At 38.6% G+C, this 15,607-nt stretch carries 17 protein-coding genes, 1 tRNA gene, 2 pseudogenes and 1 riboswitch; of the genes and pseudogenes, 3 read left to right on the top strand and 17 right to left on the bottom strand.

Going from position 1 to position 15,607, the window contains the following annotated elements; all coding sequences use genetic code 11:
* Window positions 1-101: 101 nt before the first annotated feature.
* Window positions 102-905, bottom strand: a complete 804-nt coding sequence (locus JK635_RS09440; protein WP_202653704.1) for a DUF3231 family protein — start codon at window positions 903-905, stop codon at window positions 102-104.
* A 455-nt stretch (window positions 906-1,360) separates the two neighbouring features.
* Between JK635_RS09440 and JK635_RS09435 the strand changes: the two are divergent.
* Window positions 1,361-1,600, top strand: a pseudogene (locus tag JK635_RS09435) (methyl-accepting chemotaxis protein); the annotation flags it as partial.
* Between the two features lie 134 nt (window positions 1,601-1,734).
* Here the strand turns inward: JK635_RS09435 and JK635_RS09430 are convergent.
* From JK635_RS09430 to JK635_RS09385, 10 genes and pseudogenes are all read right to left on the bottom strand, one after another.
* Window positions 1,735-2,019: pseudogene (locus JK635_RS09430) on the bottom strand (ferrous iron transporter B); the annotation flags it as partial.
* 234 nt (window positions 2,020-2,253) lie between these two features.
* Window positions 2,254-2,352, bottom strand: a complete 99-nt coding sequence (locus tag JK635_RS09425; protein ID WP_438803831.1) for an N-6 DNA methylase — start codon at window positions 2,350-2,352, stop codon at window positions 2,254-2,256.
* 35 nt (window positions 2,353-2,387) lie between these two features.
* Window positions 2,388-2,765, bottom strand: a complete 378-nt coding sequence (locus tag JK635_RS09420) for an alpha/beta fold hydrolase (protein WP_202653702.1) — start codon at window positions 2,763-2,765, stop codon at window positions 2,388-2,390.
* Window positions 2,766-2,939: 174 nt separating this feature from the next.
* The gene (ribH, locus tag JK635_RS09415; RefSeq protein WP_202654309.1) at window positions 2,940-3,407 is read right to left on the bottom strand and encodes a 6,7-dimethyl-8-ribityllumazine synthase; all 468 of its coding nucleotides are present in this window, start codon (window positions 3,405-3,407) and stop codon (window positions 2,940-2,942) included.
* 17 nt (window positions 3,408-3,424) lie between these two features.
* Complete coding sequence (locus JK635_RS09410) at window positions 3,425-4,618, bottom strand: bifunctional 3,4-dihydroxy-2-butanone-4-phosphate synthase/GTP cyclohydrolase II (protein ID WP_202654308.1); 1,194 nt, start codon at window positions 4,616-4,618, stop codon at window positions 3,425-3,427.
* A 21-nt stretch (window positions 4,619-4,639) separates the two neighbouring features.
* Complete coding sequence (gene ribE, locus JK635_RS09405) at window positions 4,640-5,290, bottom strand: riboflavin synthase (protein ID WP_202653701.1); 651 nt, start codon at window positions 5,288-5,290, stop codon at window positions 4,640-4,642.
* Window positions 5,263-6,390: a bifunctional diaminohydroxyphosphoribosylaminopyrimidine deaminase/5-amino-6-(5-phosphoribosylamino)uracil reductase RibD gene (ribD, locus tag JK635_RS09400; protein WP_202653700.1), complete on the bottom strand. Its 1,128-nt coding sequence runs from the start codon at window positions 6,388-6,390 to the stop codon at window positions 5,263-5,265. The genes ribE and ribD overlap by 28 nt, the downstream gene beginning before the upstream one ends.
* A 128-nt stretch (window positions 6,391-6,518) precedes the next feature.
* Window positions 6,519-6,667: riboswitch (FMN riboswitch) on the bottom strand.
* Between the two features lie 308 nt (window positions 6,668-6,975).
* Window positions 6,976-7,048: transfer RNA gene (locus JK635_RS09395), tRNA-Val, on the bottom strand.
* Between the two features lie 145 nt (window positions 7,049-7,193).
* Complete coding sequence (locus JK635_RS09390; protein ID WP_202653699.1) at window positions 7,194-9,707, bottom strand: EAL domain-containing protein; 2,514 nt, start codon at window positions 9,705-9,707, stop codon at window positions 7,194-7,196.
* Window positions 9,691-11,115 carry an ABC transporter substrate-binding protein gene (locus tag JK635_RS09385; protein ID WP_202653698.1) on the bottom strand — a complete coding sequence of 475 codons (1,425 nt, stop codon included), beginning with the start codon at window positions 11,113-11,115 and terminating at the stop codon, window positions 9,691-9,693. The genes JK635_RS09390 and JK635_RS09385 overlap by 17 nt, the downstream gene beginning before the upstream one ends.
* A gap of 317 nt (window positions 11,116-11,432) precedes the next feature.
* On the opposite strand from JK635_RS09385, the gene JK635_RS09380 reads away from it, so the two are divergent.
* A complete protein-coding gene (locus tag JK635_RS09380) occupies window positions 11,433-11,945 on the top strand; it encodes a YjcG family protein (protein ID WP_202653697.1) in 513 nt (170 codons plus the stop codon).
* A 6-nt stretch (window positions 11,946-11,951) separates the two neighbouring features.
* Window positions 11,952-12,374, top strand: coding sequence for a GNAT family N-acetyltransferase (locus tag JK635_RS09375; RefSeq protein ID WP_202653696.1), 423 nt, complete (start codon window positions 11,952-11,954; stop codon window positions 12,372-12,374).
* 76 nt (window positions 12,375-12,450) lie between these two features.
* On the opposite strand, the gene spoVIF is transcribed toward JK635_RS09375, so the two are convergent.
* From spoVIF to JK635_RS09345, 6 genes are all read right to left on the bottom strand, one after another.
* The gene (spoVIF, locus tag JK635_RS09370; RefSeq protein ID WP_202653695.1) at window positions 12,451-12,705 is read right to left on the bottom strand and encodes a sporulation-specific transcription regulator SpoVIF; all 255 of its coding nucleotides are present in this window, start codon (window positions 12,703-12,705) and stop codon (window positions 12,451-12,453) included.
* A 126-nt stretch (window positions 12,706-12,831) separates the two neighbouring features.
* Window positions 12,832-12,951 carry a YjcZ family sporulation protein gene (locus tag JK635_RS09365; protein ID WP_202653694.1) on the bottom strand — a complete coding sequence of 40 codons (120 nt, stop codon included), beginning with the start codon at window positions 12,949-12,951 and terminating at the stop codon, window positions 12,832-12,834.
* Between the two features lie 107 nt (window positions 12,952-13,058).
* Window positions 13,059-13,415, bottom strand: coding sequence for a stage V sporulation protein AE (gene spoVAE, locus JK635_RS09360; RefSeq protein WP_202653693.1), 357 nt, complete (start codon window positions 13,413-13,415; stop codon window positions 13,059-13,061).
* Window positions 13,416-13,427: 12 nt separating this feature from the next.
* Window positions 13,428-14,444 (bottom strand): stage V sporulation protein AD, encoded by a 1,017-nt coding sequence (gene spoVAD / locus JK635_RS09355; RefSeq protein ID WP_202653692.1) that lies wholly within the window; start codon window positions 14,442-14,444, stop codon window positions 13,428-13,430.
* Window positions 14,445-14,921 carry a stage V sporulation protein AC gene (spoVAC, locus tag JK635_RS09350; protein WP_202653691.1) on the bottom strand — a complete coding sequence of 159 codons (477 nt, stop codon included), beginning with the start codon at window positions 14,919-14,921 and terminating at the stop codon, window positions 14,445-14,447. It lies immediately after the preceding gene.
* Between the two features lie 15 nt (window positions 14,922-14,936).
* Complete coding sequence (locus JK635_RS09345) at window positions 14,937-15,401, bottom strand: YhcN/YlaJ family sporulation lipoprotein (protein WP_235888005.1); 465 nt, start codon at window positions 15,399-15,401, stop codon at window positions 14,937-14,939.
* Window positions 15,402-15,607 lie beyond the last annotated feature (206 nt).

Here is a 15,607-nt window from a genome sequence, read left to right as displayed (position 1 = left end):
CACAACAGCGCTCCAGCTAGTGATGATGAACAAGTTTATGTCCTGGTCAACAGCTGGTATACAAGTAAAAAGTTAGTCGAAGCCTGTCTTCAAAAAGGTTTTCAGCTGATTAGCAGTTTGCAGAGAAAATGATTGTAAAATAAACCGTCGACCTTGGCATCCAAGATAGAAGGGGCAGGCAAGCTTTCTTTGTTTAAAAGGTCAACAAACATATCAATGTGTTTGGTAGTCATATTCACTGCCGGGTGCAAAAACTTTTGAACCTGTTTCGACTGAGCGACTTGAGAAAAGGCAACTCCGATGGCTTTTCCTAGTATACTTTTCTTTAAATTAAAGTAAATATCTGTAATTTCAATGCAACTTAAAGGTCTTTTTTCCTCTAACCATCCACCTGCCAAAAAGTTATCATTTTTCACAAATTCAGCTTGTTTAGGTGGTGTAAGCACTGGAGGGCGATAGTAAAGTCCCTTTTCTAATAGAATATCTTTTGTCTTGTTGCATAGCTCGACTGCAGATGCGTTGCACCCTGTAAAATATTCACGTATATCATATCGGGTGCTTGTTGTGATAGCTCCGGCGTATCCATGACAACCATGGATAGACATAATGTTCAAATAATTCAAACATAATACATCTGAAAACAGACGTGGAGCGTTTGGTGTCCAGTCCTTTTCAGAAAATCCTACAGGAATGGGAAAACCTTCACCTGTTAAGAACTCCTTAATTTTGTCTAAATGTTTGAGACTAAGGGAAATAGCGTATTCAAAAGCACCCCTAATATCTCTATCCTCCAGATGTTCCATCATGTGATTGTGAATACAAAGGCTTGCGGTTTCATTTAGGTATTGCGACCATAGAGCTGAGATTTCAGCTGAAGTTAGTTTTGCATTATGTACAGAATCCATTTAAAGCACCTCCCTATGTTTTTAGGTTTCCTTATACTGTTCATATTATTCTTGTTGAATCAACCATTTTACAATTGATTCCTCTAAGTGTTCCTTGCGTATCACCGCCTTCATTTGTCACTACACAAATTCAAAGTAGAAAAAATACTTTGGAAAAATCGAGTTTTTGGAGGTTCGAGGGTAGGAACCGCTGAGAAATAAATACTCTTCTTTTGAGATAACAAAACATTTTTACCGATCCCATATACTTTTAAAAAGTTGGGTAAACACAGATATAGAGATTAATAGTCTTTCAGCCTTGCCAAAACTAAAATTATGTCCGGCGCCATTTCAAATGGCGCCGGACAACATACTAAACAGTTGCATTAAGACTAACATTTAAATAGAATGAACTAGAATGTCATTTTAAAAACGTTTTAAAATGATATTCACTTTAAGGTCAGCTAATGAATATTGCAGCTATTGAAGCAGCAAGAGCCGGGGTCCACGGACGGGGGTTTGCAGTTGTCGCAGATGAAGTTCGTAAATTAGCTAATAACTCCAATGAGGCCATAGAAGGAGTAAATTCTAATATAAAAAATATTACAAACGAAGTATCTAAGGTTACCCAAATTACGGAAATCTTACAAAAAATAGTTGAAGAAACCCAAGTAAAAATTGATAAAACTATGGAGGAATTTAAAACTATTAAATAATAATAACGAACTTCGTTTTGCAATGAAAGAGGTTGAATTGTGAATATTTCAGCCCAAATGATTCAAGCCAATAGAATTTTTGAAAGCTGCCAATCCTATGGCAGCTTTCAAATGTTCAAAATGTTTTTAGTTTCCTAAACCCACCCAGATAGCCGGGCAATAGTAGCTGTCAGGAACGTGATGCCAATGGCAATCACTGTTGGAATCGCAAATGACATAAACGTCCACTTCTTACTTTTGGTTTCTTTATAAATATTTAATAGGGTAGTTCCGCACGGATAGTGTAATAACGAAAACAACATCATATTTAACGCCGTTAACCAGGTCTAACCGTGATCAATAAACACTTGTTTTAACTTGTCCAAATCTTCAATTTCCAGCATTGCTCCTTGAGATAAATAAACCATACGATAAATGGGGGAGGAATTGCCGTCAGATACGGTGGTACATTTAAAATCGTAAGATTTTGTACCATATCAAGTATCTGAAACTTCCACCCTGCCCCTCCTTACTCTATTTTTTTGGTCATTTAAGCTTTCACTAAAAATATGGTAATATATAGTTAATGAAAGGTGGTGAAAACAATGTCTACGATTACTGCAAAACTACAAAATTGTCATTCTTTGTTGAAGGCTTTTTGAATAACATGGGGGCTAATCTTCATAAGATTGGACAAACATCCCTCCGCAGCCACAGCAAGGGTCATATACATATCCTTTAAAAGGCTGAATCAATAAGAAAAGTACACTTATTACGGTAAAAGATATTAAAATTAGATACTAAAACGTCAAAAACGATAAAACGACCTTAGCGCCCTATGGAGTAAAGAGCTAAAGCCGCTTAGGATAGGATCATTTTTATGATAAAAATTCATTGACCAAATATTAACCATTTCCTGTTGCTCAGCGGGAAGACAATGTGAACAATTTGGGATTAATTTTGCTGTGATTTGCGGAATAGCAGTAGCATGATCGATTGCCTTTTTTATGGACGAATAAACCACTTCTTGCTCACCAATTAATAGTAATGTTTCCGCCTTTAAACTTGCAAGTTCTTCTTTAGTAAAGACTTTTGGCACTACACGAAGATGAATTTTTCCATATTTATAGCCTAACAAAAATTGCTCATATAATATTTCATTGGGACTATTTTGCTTTGCAAACATCCAGTTATATAAATTCCGTATTGCAATTGAATTTTTAAACCATAATGCCGGAAATAATTTAAACGGGAATTTCCAATTTAATGTTGCGAAACTCATAACCGGTGCAAGTAATACTAATTTTTTGACACGTTCGGAATTTAAACTGAGTTGACAGCTAAAATATATGTAGTAACCTTAGTTGAAGTTTTTATAAAGATTACCCATTTCTATTGCTCCAACAGCTGCTTCGTAGCCTTTATTTCCTGCTTTTGTCCCTGCACGTTCGATAGCTTGTTCGATTGACTCAGTGGTTAGGACACCAAACATAATCGGGATTCCAGTTTGCATCCCTATATTTGCTACACCTTTGGCTACTTCACTGCTTACATATTCAAAATGCGGCGTAGCTCCTCTTATGACTGTTCCTAGTGTAATAATTGCATCAAAGCCACCTTGGTCTGCTAATTTTTTTGCTGCAAGAGGAATTTCAAAAGCTCCTGGTACCCACACGACTGTCACATCGTCCTCATTGACCCCATGTCTCTTAAGGGCATCTTCTGCTCCAGCCAGTAATTTGCTCGTAATAAACTCATTGAATCGCGAAACCACAATCCCAATTTTCAGACCTGTACCAATTAAGTTTCCTTCCAATACTTTTTTCATCATTATATTCCACTCCTTTAAAAAGTTAATAAATGTCCAAGTTTTTCTTGTTTTGTTTTTAAATATTGTTCATTTTCTTTTTTGGGTGGCATTTGCAGAGGAACACGTTCGACTACCTCTAAACCGTACCCGGCAAGACCTGTTATTTTTCGCGGGTTATTGGTTAATAAACGCATCTTTTTCACTCCAAGATTTCGTAAGATTTGAGCACCAACTCCATAATCACGTAAATCGGCTTTGAAACCTAGTTTATGGTTCGCTTCAACCGTGTCGTAACCTTCTTCTTGAAGTTTATACGCTTTTAATTTATTGATGAGACCAATCCCTCTTCCTTCTTGTCTCATATACAGAAGGATGCCTTTCCCTTCCTTATTAATTTGAGAAAGAGCTGCATGAAGCTGGGGGCCACAATCACAACGATTAGAGCCAAACACATCCCCCGTTAAGCATTCTGAATGTACTCTTAAAAGGATAGGCTCTTCTGCACGAATCTCCCCTTTTACAAGGGCAACATGCTCTTTGCCATCACTTTTACTCGTAAACCCGATAGCTCTAAAGTCCCCGTATTCAGTAGGAAGACTGATTTCCACTTCCCTATCTATTAATGTGTCATGCTCAAGTCGATACTCAATTAAATCTTTGATTGTAATCATTTTTAAATCAAACTTTCTCGCAACCTCTATTAAGTCGTCCACTCGCGCCATTGTTCCATCATCATTCATGACCTCACAAATCACAGCTACTGCTTTTGATTCTGCTAATCTAGCTAAATCGATGGCAGCTTCTGTATGACCAGCACGCCGTAACACTCCGCCTTCCTTCGACACAAGCGGAAAAATATGCCCAGGTCGTCTGAAATCACTTGGAAGAGCGTCTTCATCAAGTAATTTTTGAACGGTCAATGCTCTCTCAAATGCACTAATACCTGTGGTCGTTTCAATATGATCAATACTAACAGTAAAGGCTGTCTCGTGACTTTCTGTGTTGACTTCGACCATTGGCTTTAGTTCAAGTCTGTCTGCAAATGACTCAGAAATGGGAACACAAATAAGTCCTCTGCCCTCTTTAGCCATAAAGTTAATCATGTCTGGCGTCGCAAACTCACCCAGCCCCACAAAATCTCCCTCGTTTTCACGATCCTCATCATCACAAACAATAATCACCTTTCCTGCCTTTAAATCTTCTAATGCATCCTCTATTTTATGGAATATCATGCTATTACTCCTTCCGATTTACATAAATCCATTTTCTTTGAGAAAATCAACTGAAATACGATCTTTATGATTGTGCGGGTTTTTCCTTTCAAAAAAGGAATGTAGATACTTGCCGATCATATCAAATTCGATATTAACCTTGTCCCCAACCTTTTTCATACCAAGGACACTTTCCTTTGCCGTATGAGGGATGATCGACACGGTCAATTGATTATCGGATGTCCCAAATATAGTTAAGGAAGTGCCATCAAGTGCAATAGAACCTTTATACAGAGCAAGATGATTGAATTCATTAGGATATTGAATGTCAATATATATCGCATTTTCTTTTCGTTCTCTTTTAACAATTTGTCCAACCGTGTCAACATGGCCCGTAACAAAGTGACCTCCAAAACGTCCATTGGAACTCATGGCCCTTTCTAGATTAACGAGTGAGCCTTGCTGCAGGTGAGCTAGAGAAGTGCTGTGAAAGGTTTCGGGCATCACATCCAAAAAAAATGAAGCATGGGTAAACTCCGTTACGGTCAAGCAGACACCATTTACTGAGATACTATCTCCAAGCTTTATATCTTCTAAGACCTTCTTTGCCTTAATATTTAGGACGAGTGTGCTCCCTTGGGACTTTATCCCTTGAATGGTTCCTAATTCTTCAATGATTCCGGTAAACATTCTTCGCTTTCCTCCCCTTTAAGAGGTTTTGCCGTTATTTTTATATCTGGTCCCAGCTGTTTAATCTCTGTAAAGCGTAGTTGTTTTCCTAACTTCACAAGTTCAGGACCAATTCCTCCAACAAAAGAAAAAGCATCTCTGCCGCCAATAATTTTTGGAGCAACATAGGTAATGATTTGTTGAAAAGCATTTTCCTCGATGAATGAAGCATGAATTTCCGACCCGCCTTCTACAAGTACGGATATAATCTGCTGCTCCCCTAATGTCTTCAGTACTTCCTTCAAAGAAAGAGTGGAGCTTTCTTGAGAAATAATGGTTACATCAAGCCTTTCAAGTTCTTTTTTCTTTTCTAAATCAATCTGGTTTCCTGTAAAAATGATGGTTCTCGCAGAGCGATCTTGGACGACATTTGCAGACACTGGAATTTTTAATTTCGTGTCCAATACAATTCGAATGGGATTAATTCCACCTTGGGGTCTTCTGGTGGTTAAGAGAGGGTTATCCTGTAAGATGGTGTTGATTCCTACTAGTATTCCATCATGCTCATGACGAAGATGATGGACATCTTGTCGTGACTCAGGAGAGGTAATCCACTTACTGTCTCCTGATTTCGCTGCTATTTTACCGTCTAATGAAATGCCTGCTTTAATTGTTATGAATGGAGTGTTTGTTTGAATAAAATGAAAAAACTTTTCATTGAGCTGGATCGCTTCTTCTTGGCATAATCCCACCTCAACCTCGATACCCGCTTTTGTTAGCTTCTCAACGCCTTTGCCTGCGACAAGAGGATTTGGATCTAGAGTTGCTACAAAGACCTTACGAATGCCTGTATTGATAATGAGGTCAGCACATGGAGGTGTTTTCCCTTGGTGGCTACATGGTTCAAGTGTAACATACATAATGGCCCCCTCAGCAGAACTTCCAGCTTCATGGATAGCGTGAACTTCTGCATGGGGAGTGCCGGATTTCAAATGTGCACCAGTTCCCACCAATTGACCATTCTTCACTAACACTGCCCCTACACTCGGGTTAGGACTTGTTTGACCTAAAGTGGCGCGTGCAAGTGAAAGAGCAAGGTTCATATATTCATGATCATTCATTTCAAAAAAAATGTTCCCCTTTCATAATAAATCTCTCCAAACAAACAAATCTCCCTTACCTATTTCGGCAAGGGAGAAAAAAGCGCATAAAAAATAAACGTCAAAAAATAGCATTTTTGTACAATTTGCTTTTCCTTCTCCCATCCAGACTTTTACTGTCGGCTTTGGAATTTCACCAAATCCACCGTTTTCATATGATCTATGAATCCGGGTCACGGACTAAGAGGCATGCCTCATCACCGCCGGTTGGGAATTGCACCCGACCCCGAAGGAAATCCTATTGAATTGAATAAATAATAACAAAACCAAACTAATTATACAAGAGTAAAGCTTTGTTTACTCGTCATTTTTCTAATTTTACCCGTCAAAATTGGAACTTTACCCGTCGATTTTGGTCCTTTACCCGTCCATTTTCAAAATTTACCCGTCAACTCTTTTCACTCGGACTTGCTCACGATAAGTAAATTTCTCCTTACTATATTTTCCCGAATTAGTTTCTCTACTTTTCTGTAAGAGATATTAGCAAAATCTATGGAAATAAAAGACGGTAGAAACCGCTTTATATCAACGATTCTACCGTCTTGATGACCTGTGAGGGGTTCGAACCCCCGACCTCAACCCTGTCAAGGTTGCGCTCTCCCAGCTGAGCTAACAGATCTCTTATTAAGTACATTTCTAATTATATTTAATTTCCGTACAATGTCAATATGTTTTTATCCATTTTGCCAAGTAGAATTATAATCGTTCCATTTTTTAAACAGAAAATAAGAGATCTGAAAGCCTTAAGTATCAACCTATAACTGCTAAATCGGGATCTTGGTTACCTTTTGAATATCATTTAAAATATGTTGAAATTCTTGTTCGAAAACTTCTGCCGGCAGCGGTCTTCTAAAGTAAAAGCCTTGAATATTGTCGCAATTATGCTTACGCAAGTATTGAACTTGGTCAAACGTTTCGACACCTTCAGCGGTAACCGTTAAATTTAAATTATGAGCCATATTGATAATCGTAGCGACAATAGCCTCGTTGTTTCGGTCATTTGGTATTCCCTTCATAAACGACTTATCAATTTTTACCGTATCAATCGGCAGTTGCCGCAAATAATTCAATGAACTATAACCAGTGCCAAAATCATCAACGCTAATATGAACACCCAGCTTTTGCAACTCCGATAAAATTTCAATTGAGCGTTCTAAATTCATCGACATACTTTCGGTAATTTCAAACTCTAACAATTCCGGTTGAATCCCCGTCTCATTCATAATTCTTTGAATATTGCTAATCAGGTTTGACTGCATAAACTGCCCGATTGATAAATTAACAGAAACAGGTATTGGCGGTAAGCCCAGACGCTGCCACTGAACACATTGTTGACAAGCTTGGCGGAGAACATATTCCCCAATCTGCAGAATTAGACCCGTTTCTTCAGCTAACGGAATAAAATGAATCGGTGTAATCAGGCCTTTTTTCGGATGCTCCCATCTTACTAATGCCTCAACCCCTGATATCATTTCTCGCTCTACGTCAATTTTGGGCTGATAATAGACGACAAACTCATTTCTTTCTAAAGCCTTCCGCAAATCATTCTCAAGCACAATTGGGTTGGCCATGTTGTCATCTTCATAAGTTGAGTAAATGCCATAATTATTCTTACCTTGCTTTTTAATTCGGTACATCGCCCGGTCAGCATGTCTGATTAAACTTTCAACATCTGTACCATCTTGAGGGAAGAAAGAAATTCCAATACTTGCCGAGATGTGAAGTTTGCAGCCCTGAATAATAACGGGTGCCGCTAATGCTTTCATGATCTTTTTAGCAATGTCAATCGCTTCTTCCTGCCCACTGATATTTGCCAATAAAACAGAAAACTCATCCCCGCCGATTCGGGAAACTACATCTTTCTCAGACAAGCATGATATTAACAGTTTGCCAATATGCTGCAATAAAAAGTCTCCTGCCGCATGACCAAATGTGTCATTAACCATTTTGAAACGGTCGAGGTCGAGAAACATAACCCCAACCATTTTGTTTTGTTTATTTGCCTGTTCCAATGCCTCCTGGATACTATTTTTATATAATCGGAAATTTGGCAGTCCCGTTAAATAATCATAATAGGCCGATTTTTGTAAAGATTCATAGGCAGCAACCCGGTCAAAGGCAAGTGCAATCTGATTTGTGAAGACTGATAATTTCTCGATCACATTCGGGGAAAAATAATCCTGTTGTTGACTGGCAATATTTAATGTTCCCAGGACTTTATTTTTTGCAATAATCGGAAGAATTAATAACGAACGCAGTCCATCATAATAAAGTAACTGTTCATAATAGGACATGTTGTTTGCATGAAGACGATTTCGAACAATAACTTCCCTTTTATGAATTGCAGCATTGATCGTCTTATCGCCCATTTTCAATTCCAAAGAAGATAAATTCTCATTTTGCTCAAGTCCAAATACTTCCAACCTTTCATTATTATTAATCAGCGTAAAAGAAATTTGGTCGGCTTTTATATAATTTTTAATACTGATTAATGTTCGTTTCATAACCTCAATACTTTGGATATCATCCTCCAATACGGAGTTTGATATACTTGCCAGAACCTCAAGGATTTCCACCTTTTCCGACAGGTTCCTGGTTGCTTTTTCAATCTCATTCACTAAAATTTTTTCGTGATCATTAATCGTCTGGGCCATTTTATTAAATTCTGTGGATAATTCTTGTATTTCAACAATTTCGTGTTTAGCCCATACCTCAACATTACGCTCACCAGCTGTTAATTTTTTTGTTGCTACTATTAATTTTTGAATTGGCGCAGTCAATTTACTCGATATCAAAAAAGAAATAATCAGCGACAAAAGGGAATAAACAACCGCAGTAAAAAATGTATCGCGCAACAACCTGTCTTGTTGTTCTTCAAGAGCTTTCGTTTTTAAACCAATCTCCACTTCCCCAACATGCTCTTGAAAATATTCAAGTGGTACTTTCGTAATCATAAGATGCTGTTTATCAATGCTTGTTTCACCCTTTTGATTAATCGTGGTACCTTCCTTATCGCGAACAATGACATAAGCAATATTTGGCCGTGATTGTAGTGAATAGGTCAGCGGACTAATTTTCGAATATTCGCCTCTGAGCATATACAAGCCAATAGCCGCATTTAACGTATTTGCGGAGGTAATCCCTTCGTTTTTCAAACTATTTTCCAGTTGTGAGGACTCACGATGAAGATAGAGACCGCTAAGGGTAAGCACCCCGGTAAGAACAATGGTATTGATCGCAAACCAAATACGAAAACTTAATTTATTGATGAATTTCATGATTTCCTACCTCCTTAAGGAGGTTCTGCCACTCTTGATAGTGAGCGGCCTGCCGTGCTTGTCCATATTTTTTCGTTATGTTATTCCATTCATCAGCCGTCTGTTTTAGTGCTTCAGCAGCTGTTTTCTTATGAATCAGGGCCAAGTAAATGTTTTGATCGAGTGCCTGCATATAGTCCCATCCGCCTGGAATCATTAAATCCGCATTAGGATTGTTTAAACTGGATTTGACGGTTTCTAAGAAGTTCTGATTCATTTCTTCAGTTGGAAAAGCTCCTTTGCCAGCGATTGAAAAATGGCTGTAACGAAATGGATCATTTATCGTATCCTTTGATAAAAATGCTTTCTTGCTTATTTCTTTTGATGTAATATAACTAATAATTTTCCATGCCTTATCAGGATTGGCAGATTGTTTGGAAATCCCTAACACACGGCCAATCCAGACCCCGCCTCGAGGATTGTTAGGGGCGGCTGCGGGAACGAGCGTCCAGCCAACCTTATTTTGGACTTTCGAGCCCCAATTTTTTTTATCGTAAGAGAAGCGTGAGGTATCACTCCATTGAACCACCATCGCCAACTTTCCATGAAGAAACGCTGTATTTAAATCAATCCAGTCATACATGGAATTTGGTGGTGTCGCTCCACTGTCATTCAAATTAATTAAATCCTGTAATGCCTTCATTCCCAATTCACTTTGAATTTGGGGATGCATTTTAGAATCAAAATATTTTCCACCCATAGATAAATAGCGCTCAGCAAACCAAATATATCGTTTTGCGTCACCTCCAAAAATGGCCGTGCCAAACAAATCGATTTTACCGTCCCCATCAATATCCCTGGTCAGGAATTTGGCAATTTGATCATATTCCTTCCAGGTTTTAGGCGGAGTTAAATCTTTACCATAGGTTTTTTTATATTCATCGTTATATTTTTCAAACACATCTTTGCGGTAAAACAACAGATGTGTATCTCCGTCATAAACCATACCATAGTCATGACCGCCAAATTTCATATAGAGATTGCGATAAACCGGTAAGATGTCTTCGATTCCTTCCGTCTGTTGTATGTATGTATCCAATGGCAAAAGCATATTTCGTTCAACATACTCGGGTAATTTGGCCGGAAATAACATATAAATATCATACGTTTTATCACTGGCAAACAAAAAATCTTCGAGGTTATCATTTAATCTATCTGGGTAATGGTATTCCAAACGCACACCGAATTTTTTTTCAATATTTTTTTCCTCCATTTTAAATAAGGCTAAAGCTTGCTCAGAATCAGCAATAATGGAAATGGAAGGCAATGCAGGTTGCACATCTTTTTCATTACCGGTTGATTTAGAGGAACTACATCCAGTAATGATCAACATTATGAAAAGAAGTAACAAAAGTCGTCCGGGTTTCATCGCTAAAACCTCCATTCTATTATAGGTATATTGTACCATTTTGTATTTTTTTAAATTTACAATATAGTCATTTGTTGAAGAAATGACACAAAATTTAGTTTTTAAGATCCTATCCTCTTTACAGAAATTCGTAAATCAATTTCAAATTTGGATGTTCGATAACCTGGCTGCAGCAGTTGTTGCCAGGTCTCAGATAGTTATTTCTAATAATTGAAAAATTTGTTATAATATCAAGAAACATTTTACAATTTTGTTTGCCTTTTTCTTTCCAGGATTTCCAGCAATGTATAAAAATCTATTCTATTGGAGGTATTTCAATGAAATTTGGTGTTGTTATTTTCCCATCCAAATCTCTTCAAGACTTTGCTAATTCTTATCGTAAACGGTATGACCCGCATTATGCCTTGATTCCCCCGCATCTCACCTTAATGAGTGCTTTTGAAGCGACTGAAGAGGATGCAGCACAATTTGCCGAAAAATTGCAGCAAACCGCCCGCAATAATCACCCATTTATATTAAAAACTTCAAAAATTAGCTCTTTTTATCCTGTAAATAATGTTATATATTTAAAAGTAGAACCGGTTGACGAACTGATGAATTTGCATGCGGAAATAAATAAACAATGGGCCGAACAAAAAAACGAATATGCCTTTGTTCCCCATATTACTATCGGTCAAAAGCTCTCAAATGATGAGCATTCGGATGTATTTGGAGCGTTGCGTATGACCAAATTTAACCATGAAGAAATGGTTGACCGCTTTCATCTTCTCTATCAATTAGAAAATGGTTCGTGGACCGTTTATGAAACATTTCGCCTTGGAAAGGAATAGATTCAAGTGACAGTTAAAGTAGTCGAAACTCAGAAAGAACTTGAAGATGCCCTTAAAGTAAGAAAAATTGTCTTTGTTGAGGAACAGCTTGTACCAATTGAAGAGGAACTTGATCAATACGATGATGAAGCGGTTCATTTTGTGATGTATCATGATGAGACACCAATCGGTGCGGGAAGATTTCGCCTTGTCGATCAAGTTGGTAAGGTGGAAAGAATTTGCGTGTTAAAAGAAGACCGTAAACACGGTGCTGGAAAAGCAATTATGAATTGTATTGAGGCGTATGCCATGGACAATGGAATTGAGAAGTTAAAATTAAATGCGCAGACTCATGCTATCTCATTTTATGAGGGATTGGGCTATGAAGTCATATCCGACGAATTTATGGATGCGGGAATTCCTCATAAAACCATGATGAAAAAACTATAACACCCTTCGTTTACGCAGCAAGCTTTTTTACAAAGATCCAAAAGGCCTATTTCCAACAGGGAAATGGCCTTTTTGCTTATTTTTTATTCAGCATATTGGAAATCGTATCAAAATTAAGCTTACTGCCGTCGTTGATGATCGTTTTAACAATCTGGTCTTCCAGTTCTCTGCTGACAGGTTTGTTAGCAAGCCGAGAAACCCTCTTGATTACACTTCGGACTGTTTTTTCATCCTTAAAATTTGCATGCTGCAAAGAATTTGCTAATTCAAAAACATCTTTCATATTTACGCCGGTTTTCTTTTCTATGTTTTTAAAGAAACCATTATCCATGTTCGAAAATCACACTCCTTCATAAACTACTTTATTTTATGAAGGAAGTGAAAATTGGTGAATCACCAACAAAGAAAGGGCAGCCCTTTTTGGACAACCCTTCCCCGATTAATCGTTCAGAATTCATTAATACCAGCTTGCGCCGACAATAATTAATAGAATAAACAATACAACGATTAACACGAAACTGCCGCCGTATCCAAAACCACCGCCATAACCGAAACCGCAGCCGCCGTATCCAAACATAGAATAGTCACCTCACTTTAGTAATCTCATTTATAACATATGAAATCACTAAATAATGTGTATAGGCACGGGCAAGCTTCTCAAACGATAGAATAAAAAATGAGCATTTATCCTTTAGGCTTAAACAGAAGGGCACCAAGAAAGCCGAAGACAATGGCAGCTGAAATACCTGAACTGGTTACTTGGAACATTCCCGTTAAGACTCCAATGATTCCGTGTTTATTGGCATCCTGGAGCGCTCCGTGAACGAGTGAATTGCCAAAGCTTGTAATCGGGATGGTTGCACCTGCTCCGGCAAAATCCATTAACGGCTCATACAAACCGAATCCGTCCAGTACTGCTCCAACTACCACCAGCAAGCTTAACGTATGCCCTGGAGTTAATTTAGCGACATCAAATAACAGCTGACCTATGACACAAATGAGACCTCCAACAATAAATGCCCAAAAAAACATTGCAAACAAGCGATTCACCCCTTAATGATTCATTTCAATCGCTACAGCGTGAGCGATACATGGTATTGATTCATTCTGTTGAAAGCTAAGCGGCGATAATAAGGCACCTGTTGCCACAACCAAAATTCGCTTATATGTGCCTTTTTTCAGCTCTTTAAGTAAGTGCCCATAAAGAACGGTTGCTGAACAGGCGGCACCGCTTGCTCCAGCTTGTACTGGCTGATCTTCTTTATAAATCAGCAGACCGCAATCCTGGAATTGTCTTCGCTCCAGCTTGAGACCGCTTTTGTTAATCAATTCAAAGGCTGTATCATGACCAATTCTGCCAAGGTCGCCGGTGATAATCAAATCATAATGGGAAGGGTCCAATTGCAAATCACGGAAATGAGCCATAATTGTATCGGCTGCTGCAGGAGCCATTGCCCCACCCATATTAAATGGGTCGGTTAATCCCATATCAACTACTTTACCGATCGTTGCTGAGATCGTTACCGGAACGTTCTTCTCCGGCTCATTTGCCTGAACGAGAGCCATTCCGGATCCAGTTACCGTCCATTGGGCGGTCGGCGGCTTCTGTCCGCCATATTCCGTCGGGTAACGGAACTGTCGTTCAGCAGCAGCATTATGACTGGCGGCACCCGTCAAGACATATTTTGCCCCTTGGTAATTCACGACGAAGGATGCTAAGGCTAAGCCTTCCATTGAAGTCGAACAAGCACCAAATAAGCCAAAGTATGGTATCTGTAAGGTTCTTGCTGCAAAATTTGTTGGGGTAATTTGATTAATCAAATCCCCGGCAAATAAAAATTGGACTTGTTCTTTTTCTAAATTGGCCTTTTTTAAGGTAATTTTCGCTGCCTCTTCAATTAATACCCGATGTGCCTTTTCATAGGAGTCCTGCCCAATCCAAAGGTCTTCAAACAAAAGATCAAAATCATTTGCCAGTTTTCCGTTCGCTTCAAATGGACCTCCGGTTACCCCCGTTGCCGTAATCATTGGACGTTTGTCAAAGACCCATGTTTGATGCCCCTTTAACAATTACAATCCCCCCCAGATTTTCAGTATCGTCTTTATCAGAGCGACAACAAATGCTGAGAAAACCCCAAAAAGAATGACGGAGCCGGCAAGCTTAAACATATTTCCACCAACACCGAGAACAAAACCTTCCGTTCGATGCTCTATGCATGCCGAAATCACAGCATTGCCAAATCCGGTTACGGGTACAGCACTGCCTGCACCAGCAAACTGGCCAATCCGGTCATATACCCCAAAGCCGGTTAATAGCATCGAGAAGAATACCATTGTCGCAACGGTCGGATTCCCAACGCTCTGCTCGGTAAAATTAAAAAAATATATGTAAAAATAACTTACTGCCTGTCCGACAACGCAAAACAATCCGCCGACAATGAAGGCCTTTAGACAATTTTTTAACACTGGTCTTTTCAGTTCATGTTTTTGTTGTAATTGTTGGTAATTCTGCTGTTGTGGCGTCATTTTCTTTTGCTTGCTTGCCATCTTTTTCTTCCTTTCTTACTTCGTATTATCCGTCATATCGACAATATCCTGAAGGCGCTTTTCTGCTCTCTTTTCAGAAAATTTCTTTGCTTTTATTTTTTCCTCCAATCTGACTGCCTCAAGAAAAATTTTATAGTCACTGGAAACGGTAAATGTTTCATTTGGGTATTTCCTTTTCAGCATCTCGGTGACATTCTTTTCGATTTGTTTCATCCGGAAACGCTGTAAATGTTTAACCTTGTACACTACAAGGATATTTTTTTTACCTTTAACCACTGCTACATCATAAAGCTCAGGCAAAGAACTAACATCATCTTTAATATTTTCTCCTAAGCTTCGTTCCTGATTATCGGTAATGACGGGGCCGGGATTGGTTGTTTTTATTAATGCCAGCTGACTGTTCTTTACCTCGTTGTTTTGATTACAGGAGGTAAGCAGGAATATACAAGATACTACTAGCAAATTACGGATCATGAGCATAACAATTTCTTCCCCTCTTCGACAAATTCAGCTATCGCTACCATATAGTTTTTTCGAGATTGTTTAAAATTATGACTAACGATTATGGAAAATATAAAAACTGCCAGAGAGATCCTGACAGTTTTTCCGCTTATTTAGATGTTTTTTTTCCACAGCCACAGCCTTGTTTCCTCAGTGAGTTTGCTGATTGACGAATCTTGGCAGTC

Source organism: Neobacillus paridis, from assembly GCF_016765675.1.
GTDB classification, from domain to species: domain Bacteria; phylum Bacillota; class Bacilli; order Bacillales; family Cytobacillaceae; genus Neobacillus; species Neobacillus paridis.
This window is presented reverse-complemented; position numbering and strand designations above follow the sequence as displayed.

Excerpts from the sequence above, each read along its gene's own strand:
- ribD (WP_202653700.1), bottom strand. The coding sequence starts at position 6,390 with ATGAATGATCATGAATATATGAACCTTGCTCTTTCACTTGCACGCGCC.
- spoVAC (WP_202653691.1), bottom strand. The coding sequence starts at position 14,921 with ATGGCAAGCAAGCAAAAGAAAATGACGCCACAACAGCAGAATTACCAA.
- JK635_RS09420 (WP_202653702.1), bottom strand. The coding sequence starts at position 2,765 with ATGTTTGCAAAGCAAAATAGTCCCAATGAAATATTATATGAGCAATTT.
- JK635_RS09390 (WP_202653699.1), bottom strand. The coding sequence starts at position 9,707 with ATGAAATTCATCAATAAATTAAGTTTTCGTATTTGGTTTGCGATCAAT.
- JK635_RS09385 (WP_202653698.1), bottom strand. The coding sequence starts at position 11,115 with ATGAAACCCGGACGACTTTTGTTACTTCTTTTCATAATGTTGATCATT.
- JK635_RS09440 (WP_202653704.1), bottom strand. The coding sequence starts at position 905 with ATGGATTCTGTACATAATGCAAAACTAACTTCAGCTGAAATCTCAGCT.
- ribH (WP_202654309.1), bottom strand. The coding sequence starts at position 3,407 with ATGAAAAAAGTATTGGAAGGAAACTTAATTGGTACAGGTCTGAAAATT.
- JK635_RS09345 (WP_235888005.1), bottom strand. The coding sequence starts at position 15,401 with ATGCTCATGATCCGTAATTTGCTAGTAGTATCTTGTATATTCCTGCTT.
- ribE (WP_202653701.1), bottom strand. The coding sequence starts at position 5,290 with ATGTTTACCGGAATCATTGAAGAATTAGGAACCATTCAAGGGATAAAG.
- spoVIF (WP_202653695.1), bottom strand. The coding sequence starts at position 12,705 with ATGGATAATGGTTTCTTTAAAAACATAGAAAAGAAAACCGGCGTAAAT.
- JK635_RS09365 (WP_202653694.1), bottom strand. The coding sequence starts at position 12,951 with ATGTTTGGATACGGCGGCTGCGGTTTCGGTTATGGCGGTGGTTTTGGA.
- JK635_RS09380 (WP_202653697.1), top strand. The coding sequence starts at position 11,433 with ATGAAATTTGGTGTTGTTATTTTCCCATCCAAATCTCTTCAAGACTTT.